General features: G+C 69.5%; 12 protein-coding genes. 5 read left to right on the top strand and 7 right to left on the bottom strand.

The genetic code is table 11. The features are described 5' to 3' along the window. Nucleotides 1-1,017 (bottom strand): NAD(P)/FAD-dependent oxidoreductase (locus AB0395_RS46880; protein WP_366294467.1); only part of this gene is annotated, 1,017 nt, incomplete at its 3' end. Nucleotides 1,018-1,218: 201 nt separating this feature from the next. Here AB0395_RS46880 and AB0395_RS46875 point away from each other — a divergent pair. From AB0395_RS46875 to AB0395_RS46860, 4 genes are all read left to right on the top strand, one after another. Next, nucleotides 1,219-2,052: an alpha/beta hydrolase gene (locus tag AB0395_RS46875; protein WP_366294464.1), complete on the top strand. Its 834-nt coding sequence runs from the start codon at nucleotides 1,219-1,221 to the stop codon at nucleotides 2,050-2,052. Nucleotides 2,053-2,057: 5 nt separating this feature from the next. Beyond that, nucleotides 2,058-2,687 carry a VOC family protein gene (locus AB0395_RS46870; RefSeq protein WP_366294461.1) on the top strand — a complete coding sequence of 210 codons (630 nt, stop codon included), beginning with the start codon at nucleotides 2,058-2,060 and terminating at the stop codon, nucleotides 2,685-2,687. A 9-nt stretch (nucleotides 2,688-2,696) separates the two neighbouring features. Then, nucleotides 2,697-3,551, top strand: coding sequence for an alpha/beta hydrolase (locus AB0395_RS46865; protein WP_366294458.1), 855 nt, complete (start codon nucleotides 2,697-2,699; stop codon nucleotides 3,549-3,551). Between the two features lie 336 nt (nucleotides 3,552-3,887). Then, nucleotides 3,888-4,481 (top strand): ATP-binding protein, encoded by a 594-nt coding sequence (locus AB0395_RS46860; RefSeq protein WP_366294455.1) that lies wholly within the window; start codon nucleotides 3,888-3,890, stop codon nucleotides 4,479-4,481. Between the two features lie 118 nt (nucleotides 4,482-4,599). Here the strand turns inward: AB0395_RS46860 and AB0395_RS46855 are convergent, their stop codons facing one another. Further along, nucleotides 4,600-5,502: a LysR family transcriptional regulator gene (locus AB0395_RS46855; protein ID WP_366294452.1), complete on the bottom strand. Its 903-nt coding sequence runs from the start codon at nucleotides 5,500-5,502 to the stop codon at nucleotides 4,600-4,602. A 188-nt stretch (nucleotides 5,503-5,690) separates the two neighbouring features. Between AB0395_RS46855 and AB0395_RS46850 the strand changes: the two genes are divergently transcribed. Then, nucleotides 5,691-5,996 (top strand): DUF1330 domain-containing protein, encoded by a 306-nt coding sequence (locus AB0395_RS46850; RefSeq protein ID WP_366294449.1) that lies wholly within the window; start codon nucleotides 5,691-5,693, stop codon nucleotides 5,994-5,996. 40 nt (nucleotides 5,997-6,036) lie between these two features. Here the strand turns inward: AB0395_RS46850 and AB0395_RS46845 are convergent, their stop codons facing one another. The 5 genes from AB0395_RS46845 to AB0395_RS46825 all read right to left on the bottom strand — a co-directional run bounded on the left by AB0395_RS46845 (nucleotide 6,037) and on the right by AB0395_RS46825 (nucleotide 8,989). Beyond that, entirely contained in the window at nucleotides 6,037-6,576 is a 540-nt protein-coding gene (locus AB0395_RS46845) for a site-specific integrase (protein ID WP_366294446.1), read from the bottom strand. Then, a complete protein-coding gene (locus AB0395_RS46840; RefSeq protein WP_366294443.1) occupies nucleotides 6,577-6,912 on the bottom strand; it encodes a hypothetical protein in 336 nt (111 codons plus the stop codon). A 309-nt stretch (nucleotides 6,913-7,221) separates the two neighbouring features. Continuing rightward, entirely contained in the window at nucleotides 7,222-7,791 is a 570-nt protein-coding gene (locus tag AB0395_RS46835) for a hypothetical protein (protein WP_366294440.1), read from the bottom strand. Nucleotides 7,792-7,932: 141 nt separating this feature from the next. Further along, on the bottom strand, nucleotides 7,933-8,412 hold the full coding sequence (locus AB0395_RS46830) for a tyrosine-type recombinase/integrase (RefSeq protein WP_366294437.1): 480 nt from the start codon (nucleotides 8,410-8,412) through the stop codon (nucleotides 7,933-7,935). Nucleotides 8,413-8,461: 49 nt separating this feature from the next. Next, nucleotides 8,462-8,989, bottom strand: a complete 528-nt coding sequence (locus AB0395_RS46825; protein ID WP_366294434.1) for a hypothetical protein — start codon at nucleotides 8,987-8,989, stop codon at nucleotides 8,462-8,464. Between the last annotated feature and the right edge of the window lie 112 nt (nucleotides 8,990-9,101).

Here is a 9,101-nt window from a genome sequence, read left to right as displayed (position 1 = left end):
CGCCCACGGGCCGCCGGCGCCGGTCAGGTCCCGGATCACCACGTCGGCCTGGTACATCGACATGTGGGTGAACGCGCCCTTGCCGGTGATGTCGCCGACGGCCCAGACGCCCTCGGCAACCCGCATCCGCTCGTCGGGGTCCAGCACCTGCGCGTCCCGGTCCAGGCCAACCCGCTCAAGGCCGAGGTCTCGCAGGTTGTTGCGCCGGCCCGCGGCGACCAGCAGGCGCTCGGCTACGACCGTGCCGTCGGCCAGGCTGATCCGGAAGCCGTCGCCGTCGTGCTCGACCCGCTCGGCCCGCGCCGACGTGCGCACGGTGACGCCCTCGGCCGCGAACGCCTTCGCCACGGCCGCTGAGGCCTCCGGTTCCTCGACCGCGAGCAACCGGTCGGCGGCCTCGATCACCGTCACCTTGACACCGAATGCGGCGAAGGCCTGTGCTATCTCGCAGCCGATCGCGCCGCCGCCGAGCACCGCCAGCGAGGCCGGCAGCTCGGTCAGGCGGACGACGTCCCGGTTGGTCCAGTACGGCGTGTCCGCGAGCCCGAGGATCGGCGGCGCGGCCGGGGAGGTGCCGGTGTTGAGCACGATGCCGCGCCGGGCGGCGTAGGACGTCAGCGACCCGTCGGGGCCGGTGACGGTGACCGTGCCGGGCGCGGTGATCCGGCCGCGGCCGCGCGCGAAGACGCCGCCGGCGTCGACCAACCGGTCGACCGCGACCTGATCGTTCCAGTCGTCGGTCGCCTCGTCGCGGATCCGCTCCGCGACCGGCTTCCAGTCCGGGGTGACGGTCGCCGATCCGGCGTGGCCCCCGACGTACCGGGCCGCGCGCAGCTTGTCGGCGGCGGCGATCATCATCTTGGTCGGGATGCACCCGAAGTAAGGGCACTCACCGCCGACCAGGCGTTCGTCCACGCCCACGACCGACAGCCCGGCCCTGGCCAGGCTTCCCGCCACGTGCTCGCCTCCCGGGCCTAACCCGATCACCACGACGTCGCATTCGCTGGTCCCGCTCATCTCCACGCGCCCTTCCGGTCGTCTCGCCTTGTCCTCAGACCATCCCGCACAGCTGCTGGGCATCGCACCCGTGACACCCACGTGCCTCCTGACCCGCGCCCGTGGGTCGGAACGGGACCAGGGCATTCCCCTGGTGCGACGAGATCGCCGCCGGACGAGGCTGACAGCACAACGGCGACAGCGCCGGACGTGGAGGAAACTATGAGCACCTCACCGATCACCCCAAAGATCATCACACTGGACGGGCTCACCGTCCGCTACGCCGAGAGCGAGCAGCGCGACACGCACGCGCTCCTGCTCAGCCCTTGGCCTGAGAGCTTGTACGCCTACGAACCCATGTGGGCCGAACTGACGGCCGGCGTCCACGTGATCGCCGTCGACCTGCCCGGTTTCGGAAGATCGGAAGGCCGTCCGGACGTGCTCACCCCGCGAGCCGCCGGCGCGTTCATCCTGACGTTCCTGGACGCGCTCGAGCTCGACAAGGTGCACGTCGTCGGCCCGGACGTCGGCACCAGCGCCTCCCTGTTCGCGGCGGCGCGACGGCCCGACCGCTTCCACAGCGTCGTCGTCGGCGGCGGAGGCGCGTCGGCCGATCTGCCCCTCGGCGAGCCGCTCGCGGGCTGGGTGTACGAGCCCGACATCAGCTGGTACGAGTCGAACGCGGACCAGGTCATGCGGACGACCCTGGAGAACATCTTCCCGGCCACGCCTCTCGGGGAGCACGTGCGCAACGACTATGTCGCCTCCTACGCCGGTCCGCGGTTCGCCGAGTCGATGCGTTACGTCCGCACCTATCCCACCGAGCTCAACGCCCTCGAACCGCTGCTTTCGACCATCCGGACGCCGGTCCGGATCATCTCCCCCGAGCGGGACCTGGTCGTCCCGCGCCCGCACGCCGAGTACCTCGCCGCCCGGCTGCCCAACAACTCGCTCGACGTCCTCGACGCCGGGCACTTCGCCTGGGAGGAAGCCCCCAAGGCTTACGCCTCCCTCGTCCTCGACTGGTGGGACCGCCACCAGCGCATCGAAAGGTGAACGCCATGAAGCAGGATCTGAAGGTCGAAGCCGTCGTCATCCCCGTCTCCGACGTCGACCGCTCCAAGAAGTTCTACGAAGACCTGGGCTGGCGGCTGGACGCCGACTTCGCCTTCGACAACGGCTTCCGCGTCGTCCAGGTCACGCCTCCCGGATCGCCCGCCTCCATCCAGTTCGGGACCCGGATCACCAACCAGCGGCCCGGCACCGCCGAAGGCGTCTACCTGGTCGTCTCCGACATCGCCGCGGCCCGCGACCAGCTCACGGCTCTGGGCGCCGACGTCGGCGAGGTCTTCCACCCGGAGGCTCCCGGCGCGCAGTTCGGCCAGGTCCCCGACGGGCAGGCCGACGGGCTCGCGGCCGACCGGGCCAGCTATGGGTCCTTCGCGGCCTTCCACGATCCCGACGGCAACACCTTCCTGCTCCAGGAGGTCACGACCCGGATTCCCGGACGCGTCGACAGCACGTCCACGACGTACACGTCGGTGAGCGACCTGGCCGGCGCGCTCAGGAGGGCGGCCGCCGCGCACGGCGAGCACGAAGCCCGCCACGGCGGCGCCCACGACGAGAACTGGCCCGACTGGTACGCCGCCTACCTGGTCGCTGAGCACCACGGCGACGAACTCCCCCGCTGAGGACAGATCATGACCACGTTCACCACGCCCATCCTCGACGTCACCGCCGCCAACGGGGTGACCTACGCCTACCGCCGCTTCGGCGTCACCGGCACCGGCCGGTCGCCGCTGCTGTTCCTGCAGCACTTCCGCGGCACCCTCGACAACTGGGACCCGCTTCTCGTGGACGCACTCGCCGAAGGCCGGGAGGTGATCCTGCTCGACAACACCGGCGTCGGCCGCTCCTCCGGCCAGGTGCCCGTCACCGTCACCCAGATGGCCAGGGACGCCATCGCCTTCCTCGACGCGCTGGAGATCGAGCGGGCCGACCTGCTGGGCTTCTCGCTGGGTGGCATGGTCGCCCAGGAGCTCGCGCTGCTGAGGCCGCGCGCCGTACGGCGGATCGTGCTGGCCGGGACCGGCCCTCGGGGCGGGAAGCAGATGCACGGCTGGGCCCTCGACATCGAACGCGCCGCCAACCGCGCGGACGGCGGCATCGAGGAGCTCCTGCACATCTTCTTCGGCATCACCGAGACCAGCCGGTCGCTCGGCAAGGAGTACGCCCAGCGCGTCTTCAGCCGGACCGAGCACCCCGACCGGCCGAACGGCTCCGAGGTCGCCCGCGCCCAGTACGACGCGATCGTCGAGTGGGGCATCCCGGATCCGGCCCGGCTCGCCCGCCTCGCCGGGATCACCCAGCCCACGCTCGTGGCCGCCGGGGACAACGACCCGATGATCCCGACGGTCAACTCCCAACTCCTCGCCGACCACCTGCCCGACGCACGGCTACGGATCTTCTCCGACGCCGGACACGGGTTCCTGTTCCAGTACCCGCGCCAGTTCGCCGCGCTCGTCCAGGAGTTTCTGGACGCCCCGGCCCGCTAGCGCGCGCAGGCCTTCCCGCCACCGGCGATCGGCGAGACGCTGGTGGCAGGAGACATGCCCCAACATGGATCGGGCCGGACAACGCCGGGAAGTGGTCGTCCACGACGTCGCCTGGGAGGCGGGCGTGGTCACCGCGGCAGCCGATCCCAACGGCCTGCCGGTCGGGGCTCTGACCTGGCCGAGACTCCAGGTGACCGCGGCGAAGCACCCGAGTCGGCTCCCTGATGAGCCGCAGGGGCTCCCAGTTGATCGAGTCCGGAGAAGGGCCAGGCGGCCACGTCCCAGGCCCTTGGCCGCCCTGGTGCCAGACAGACGGATGATCACTAGAACCGAGCCGTGGCAGCGCCTGTCCTGAAGGGACGCCGATTCGAGCGCGAACGCCTGCACCAGGCGCTGGAACAGGTCAGGGGCGGCGAGAGCGCCGTGCTCGTCCTGCGTGGCGAGGCGGGCGCCGGCAAGACCGCCCTGCTCCACTACGTCGAGAGCCAGGCCGAGCATTGCCGGGTCATCCGGATCACTGGCATCGAATCCGAGCTCGAACTGTCTTTCGTAGCCCTCCACCAGCTCTGCGGTCCCATGCTCACGACTGCGGTCACCCTCCCCGCGCCCCAGCGCCACGCCCTGGAGGTGACCTTCGGCTACGCCGTGGGCTCGGCCCCCGACAAGCTCGTCCTCGGCTTGGCCATGCTCTCCCTGCTCGCCGAAGCGGCCAGCCGCTGGTCTGCCTCGTCGATGACGCCCAGTGGCTCGACGCGGCCTCGCGCCAGGTGCTCGGATTCGTCGCCAGGCGGTTGCTCGGCGAGTCGGTGCTGCTGCTGTTCGCCGTCCGCGAGCCCGCTTCCGAGATCTCGGGCTGGGCGAAGACGTCGCCGCGGTGTACGACTCGGACCGGCCCGGGGCCCATCATCGGATGCTGATCCGCCGGCGTAGCGAGGTCGTGTCGGACATTCAGCAAGACCGCCGTCGTCGTCATCACCGCGAAGTCCGCCGGGCGCAAGGTCTTCGGCCTCGCCACCGCAGGCGTCCGTCTCGCTTGACCTCTTGCGCGTCAGTCCGGCAGCCAGTGCAGCTCGTGCGCCAGGGTTTTGGCGACGGCACGGATGCGGCGGTGTAGCGGCGACTGCTCGCATGGGAGGACCAGGTGGATCGTCAGGCTGGGCGCGCCCCGCAGCGGTCGCCAGGTGAGACCGGCCGGTTGTGCCGTGACTACGGCTTCTCCGGCCGGGGCGAGGGTGACCCCGTCGCGCAGGTCGCGCTGAGACATGTCGAAAGAGACCGCGGGCATGTGGAATCGGGGGTGTGGTCGGGTGTCTCGGAACAGTGCGGACAGCTGATCGTGGATCACGGGGTTGGCCGCACGGTCCGGGAGTCGCAGCGGATACGCGGCCGCGTCGGCGATCTCGATCTCCGGGTGTTCGGCCAGCGGATGGTGTTGCGCCAGCTGGACCCCGACGCGCTCACGCCGCAGCAGGAACCGGCGCACGCCACGGCCCGGCTGTTCACCGCGGGTGATCCCGGCATCGATGCGGCCGTCGGCGACCGCGAGGGAGATCTCCGGTGTCGCCATCGGGACCGCGCCGACCTCGAGTCCGCTGTTGCCGCGAATCAGCCTGTCCACCAGGGCCGGTGCCGTCTCGGCCCCGGTGCTGAGGCTGTATCCGATGCGCAGCGTGCCCAGTTCACCGGCCGCCGCGCTCCGGGCGGTGTCCCATGCCCGGTCCAGCGCCGCCAGCGCGGGCGGCGCGGACTCCGCCAAAGCCGCACCGGCCGTGGTCAATACGACGCTACGCGTGTTGCGGACCAACAGGGCCGTACCGAGTTCCGCCTCCAATCGGCGCATCCGTGCGCTGAGTGCGGGCTGTGCGATACCGATCCGTGCGGCCGCGCGGGTGAAGTTCAACTCCTGCGTCAGCACCAGGAAGTACCGCAGGCTCACCGTATCCGGCGCCACGCGCCCTCCCTGCCGATTGATAACGATCCGTTCTGAGTCTATCCCGTACCGGTCTTTCCCTCGACCGCACATCAAGCCCTAACCTGCGCATATGACGATTCCACTGACCGCAGGACCCGTCGCCGGGATCGATCGATCTGGGTGTCAATTCGAAGTCGGACGTGTCCGGCCGAACACAGGAGGTTTCCATGGCTAAGGGCTACTGGGTCAGTGTCTACCCCGCCATTTCCGACGCGGAGAGGCTGACTGCCTACGACAAGCTGGCCGGTCCGGCTGTCCAGGCTGGGGGCGGGCGCAACCTGTCCCTCCTCCCGTCCCGTGGCGGTCGAGTCGTCGCCCACGAGGCCGGAATCACGCAGCGCGTCGTTCTGATCGAGTTCGACAGCTTTGAACAGGCCGTCGCGGCATACGAGAGCGAGGCATACCAGAAGGCGCTGGTGGCCCTCCCCGACGGCGTCGAGCGCGACTTCCGCATCATCGAAGGCATCGACTGACAGAGCTGAGAGGCGCAGAAGTGCCGCAGCACGTGCGGGGTCAGGACGTTGGCCCATTCCGGCAGATGGGCGGCGGCGGCCCTGGCCAGCGCGGCCCGGAGCGTCTCATCGCCGACGCGGGCGACTGAGCCGTCGGTGCTCTTGCGCTCCGACAGCAGCAGCGCCACCCCGGGCCGGGTGTGGCGTCGCCGAACTGGCCCCATACGTCCTCGATGAACCAGCGCAGCGTCGCCACGGCGTTGTTGATCAGCGGCACCATCCGCTCACGTGGTCCGGACCCGCGGGCGCCCTTGCCGTGACGGACGTGCAGCTTGCCGAAGCGGCCCAGGTCCCACTTGATGTCGGCCAGGTCGAGCTTGCATGCCTCGTTCACGCGCAGTCCGACCTCGGCCATCAACCGGCAGGCGGTGTAGTTGCGGGCGGTTGGAGCGAACTTTCGGCAGCTCGCCAGTTCCTGCCGCCACCCGGCGAACAGCCGGTCCACCTGGTCGGCGGTGGGCGGGATACGCAGCATGCCCAGCGGGCCGCCGCGCGGCCGGTTCATCTCATCGATCGGGCACTCGACCACCCGGCCGGTCATCTAGTGAATCTCGACCTTGTGTCGCAGCTCAAGGAACAGGAAGAACGTCTTGATCGCCTGAGCCCGGGCCAGCCGAGTGCCCTTCGCAGTGGAGCGCAGCACCTTGCCGAAGTATGCATCGGCGTCGGCGGGCTCCATCTCCCACAGCGGTCGGCCAGACCAGGCCCGCGCCTGCTCCAGATGCACCACGTCGGAGGAAATCGTCCCGTCCGACAGCCCCGCCGCCGCCCGGGCCAGCACGAACCCGGCCAGCACCTCGGTTTCCAGCGCCTCCAGGTCCTCCACGGTGGCCGGAGCACGCGCCACTCGCAGATCTTTCACCACCGCCAGCGCCAACTCCGGCCACCTCGCCTTCACCACCACAGCAAGACGAACGGCCAGGACGATAGACCTTCAGAATCCCCGAAATCTCATCAACACCCGAAGAAGTCGGAGCGCCAGCAGATACGCCCAGGTCCTGGGGCTAGAGAGGTCCGGCATGCCTGAAGGAACTCAAGGGTTATTAGTCAGAGGTGCGGCCCGTTTCTGCCGTATTGCGGTAGTCCCCCTTGGTCCGCTCCGATCAGCGGCCCAGGGGCCTGCTTTACCTGCGCGGCCTGCTGCTGGACGGCCTCCGCAAGTCCATGCAACTTGGTGCCTGCTTGGTCATTCCGGGTTGGGGAGATCGGCTGGTGGGCCCAGCGGGGGGTCGTTGGCCAGGTCGAACGCGGCGGCGAGGATGGTGAGGACCTGGATCGTGGCCTGAGGTGCCAGCTCGTACTCGCCGCGCCTCCGTTGTGTGATCAGCCTGGCGCTCTGTAGCGCGCGCAGGTGGTGATAGAGCTGGCCGCTCGTGGTCTGCTCGCCGTCTCCGCCGATGGACTCTTGGAGGTCGGTGCTGGTGCACCGGCCCTGTTGTACGAGCGCGGCGAGCAGCGCCAGCCGCGGCTGGCTGCCCAGGGACTCCAGGATTGCGGCCACTGGCGCCCAATCGGCCGACAGCAACTCGGCGAGAGAAAGCTGCCTGTCCCAGAGGTTCTCGCCGCCGGCCAGTCGTGCTGCTCCGACATAGCCCACCGTCCCGAGCCTGTTCTCCTCCTTCGCCTGGCGGAGCATGCTGGTGGCTGCCGTGGTGAGGGACGGCGACTTCGGGAGGCGTCGTGGGGCAACGGTGTCGACTCGACTCTCCAGGTGGGCGATCCGGCGCTCTAATTCGGTGAGTTTGTCCTCGCTCATCGCATCCTCCTACGCTATTCCATAGTTACGAAATAGCGTAGATGGCTGGTGCGGGTATGACAACGTCCTTGGTAGGTGAGGTGTCGGTAGGACTCGTGCAGCCAGGTACACGCGATTGTGTTCGCCCAGTTCAGCGGTGGCCTACTGATCGGTGGAGAGATGGCTGACGGCGTCTTCGAGGCCGGCGTGGGTAGGCAGGGTGTAGCGGCGGGTGGTGTCGAGCAGACGCCCGCCGCGGCGATTGAGGAACAGCGCCGGGGTGTCGGCGCCGGGCCAGGAGGCGCGGTCGGTGCGCCACTCGGTGATGGAGGTCCGCGCGGTGCCGTCCAGGAGCGGGATCTCACGGGAGGTCTCGCCCTTGCCGGAGCGGACGATGACCTTGCCTTTGCGCGCCGAGAGCGGGACGTCGTCGTCGTCCAGAGCGACGAGCTCGGCGATCCGGACGCCGGAGTAGAACAGCAGCCAGCCGATGGCGCGGTCGCGGGCGAGGGGGCGGCGTTCGACGGCGCGCAGGTAGCGCTTCTGCTGGCGGGCGTCCAGGGCGCGGGGCGCGAGCTTGGGGGCGTCGTCGCGGCGGACGACGGCGGGGCCGAGTCCGAGCTGGGTGAAGAAGTGGTCCAACACTCAGTGGATAACGCCGTCACCGGGTCCTCGGAGCCCAGGACAGAACTCAGCGGACAAGAAGGCGTGATGCCATGAGCGCCCCCGTCGTGCCAATCCGTCCTGCCACCGATACCGCGGTGGCCGCCTGCGACGCCCTGGCCGCCATGCACCGCCACCTCGACCGGTGCAAGCTGTCGGCGTGCCGCAACGCCGTGTCGTCTCCCGCCTTGCGGGCCTTGGCGAGGTAGTCGGCGTACCTGGCCGGCACGAACGACGTCGGCGCCCCGGCCGGGACCTTCCGGCCGCAGGTCCGGTTCAACTCCTTCAACATGCTCAACGCGGTCATCAGGTCCTGCGCGCCAGGCCCGCCGTGGAAGTCGACCGTGGACAGCACCTTCGGGGTGAAGCGGCGCAGGTAGGTGTAGGAGGCCTCCAGCGCGGCCAAACGGCCGTGGTCGCGGGGGAGCGGCTTCCAGTTGATCGCCGAGACCTCGCGGAGCTTGTCCATCCCGATCCGCTCCCGCAGGATCCCGCTGACCTGGTCGTCGTCGATGCCCGGGTCGACCAAGATCGGCAGGATCACATCCATCAGCAACTGGCGGGCCTCGCCCTTCTTATAACTCCTAACGCAATGAGCTCAGACGGCGCCAGCAGATCAGAGCGCAGGCCAGGCTGAGGAAGGCCTCGTGGATGTCGGCGCGGACCTC

The organism is Streptosporangium sp. NPDC051023 (genome assembly GCF_040689595.1).
In the GTDB taxonomy this organism is placed as follows: Bacteria; Actinomycetota; Actinomycetes; order Streptosporangiales; family Streptosporangiaceae; genus Streptosporangium.
Note: the sequence above shows the minus strand (reverse complement) of the source record. Positions and strands in the feature narration are given on the sequence as shown.

Coding starts and splice junctions, on each gene's coding strand:
- AB0395_RS46875 (WP_366294464.1), top strand. CDS start 1,219: ATGAGCACCTCACCGATCACCCCAAAGATCATCACACTGGACGGGCTC.
- AB0395_RS46870 (WP_366294461.1), top strand. CDS start 2,058: ATGAAGCAGGATCTGAAGGTCGAAGCCGTCGTCATCCCCGTCTCCGAC.
- AB0395_RS46865 (WP_366294458.1), top strand. CDS start 2,697: ATGACCACGTTCACCACGCCCATCCTCGACGTCACCGCCGCCAACGGG.
- AB0395_RS46850 (WP_366294449.1), top strand. CDS start 5,691: ATGGCTAAGGGCTACTGGGTCAGTGTCTACCCCGCCATTTCCGACGCG.
- AB0395_RS46845 (WP_366294446.1), bottom strand. CDS start 6,576: ATGACCGGCCGGGTGGTCGAGTGCCCGATCGATGAGATGAACCGGCCG.
- AB0395_RS46835 (WP_366294440.1), bottom strand. CDS start 7,791: ATGAGCGAGGACAAACTCACCGAATTAGAGCGCCGGATCGCCCACCTG.